Here is a 1,624-nt window from a genome sequence, read left to right as displayed (position 1 = left end):
GGTGATGGGAATATGAGAGAGGTCGGGGCCCGTGGGGTATCCGGCGGGACCGCCTTCGAAGGCCTGTGCGCGCCACTCCTGCAGCTTCGCGCCGCGGACCATCTGGGCGCCGGTGTGGGGCGTCCAGTACACCGCGCCGTTCTGGAAGGACTGTAATCGGCCGCGGCCGTCGGGCAGGCCCTGATCGTCGCCGACGGGCAGACCCAGTGGCCCGCCCGGCCCGGCCGCGGCCTGATAGGCGCCGCCGATCATCCCGGCCGCCGCATGCGCCCCGGTCGACGACGACCAGAACACCCTGCCGCCCTTGAAGTCCTGTGCCGTGCCGCCGGGCACCTGGTATTCGGGCGTCACGCAGCCGCCCAGCCAGCCGTTCGCCTGTGCCACGGCCGCGATCGCGCCGCCCGCACCGCATTCCGTCGCGGCGGTGTCGGCCCCCAGCGCGGCCGCCGCCTGCGGCCAGGACTGGCGCATCTCGAAATCCCAGTAGGGCCAGGTGTGTGTGCCGGAGGCCCGGTAGCTCACCTGCACCGGGATCGACAGCTTGTTCAGCTTCCCCACGAAATTCTGGCTGGTCAGCCGGGACAGGATCTCCAGGCCCATACCGGCGTAGTTGGTGCTGATCGCGGGCAGGTCCGGGCTCGGGCTGTCGAAGGCGCCGGTGGTGCCGCTACCGGCCGAGACGTAGAGGCTGACGCCCTTCAGCTTGTCGGCCAGCGCGTACGGGTCGTGGGCGGCCCATTCCGGGTCGCCCGGCGGACCCCACATGGCGTCGGCGTCGAAGCCGCCGGCGTCGCGCATGGCGAACATGATCGCCTGCGGCATGCCCAGCGTGGTGGTGGTCAGGAAGCCCGAGTACGAGGCGGCGTACCGGACCCAGCCCGGATTGCGGCCCGCCAGGAACATGGCGGCCGTGCCGCCCATCGAGAGTCCTGCCACGCCACGGGCATTCGTGGCCCGCCACTGGCTCTCCAGCAGCGGCGGCAGCTCCTTGGTGAGGAAGGTCTCCCACTTGTAGTTCTTGCCGTTGTTCGGCTGCGCCCAGTCGGAGTAGAAGCTGGACTGGCCGCCGATCGGCAGTACCACGGTGACGTTCTTGTCGGCGTAGAAGTCGACCGCCTGCGCGTCCTTGGTCCAGCCGCTCTCGTCCTCGGTGGCGCGCAGGCCGTCGAGCATGAACAGCAGCGGAAAGCGCGCGTCCGGCCGGACGTTCCAGTCCCGCGCCAGCAGCAACTGGACCTGGACCGGCGTACCCATGGACGGCGAGTCCACCCACAGCGACACCCGCCGATCGGTGAGCCACACCGCCTTCTGCACACTCGCTCCGGCCACGGCCGCCGGGGCGACCTCGGGCTGCGCGGTGGCGATCGCGGCGGAATAGCTTGCGGTCAGGGGCAACAGCGCGACGGCGGTAAGTGCTCCCAGCTTTTTGCAGCTCAGCCGCGTCAGAGCGCGCCTGGCTCGCCCCCGCCGGAAATTTGCCACACCTGCCACAGGAGTGTTGTACCTCGCGGCGGGCGGGTAACCGCGCGCGACGCGCGGAAACCGGTCGACTTACCCCCGAAATGCGCTGGGGGGGCCCCCGGGGGGGGACACCCCCCCCCCCCCCCGGCGGGGTGGTGGGGGG

1 protein-coding gene is annotated in these 1,624 nt (G+C 71.2%); it reads right to left on the bottom strand.

Annotation, left to right across the window (positions count from 1 at the left end):
* On the bottom strand, positions 1 to 1,491 hold a 1,491-nt coding region (locus tag QH470_RS16630; protein WP_425302690.1), incomplete at its 3' end, for an alpha/beta hydrolase-fold protein.
* Positions 1,492 to 1,624: the final 133 nt, after the last annotated feature.

The sequence above is a fragment of the Nocardia wallacei genome (genome assembly GCF_029868745.1).
Lineage (GTDB): Bacteria > Actinomycetota > Actinomycetes > Mycobacteriales > Mycobacteriaceae > Nocardia > Nocardia wallacei_B.
This window is presented reverse-complemented; position numbering and strand designations above follow the sequence as displayed.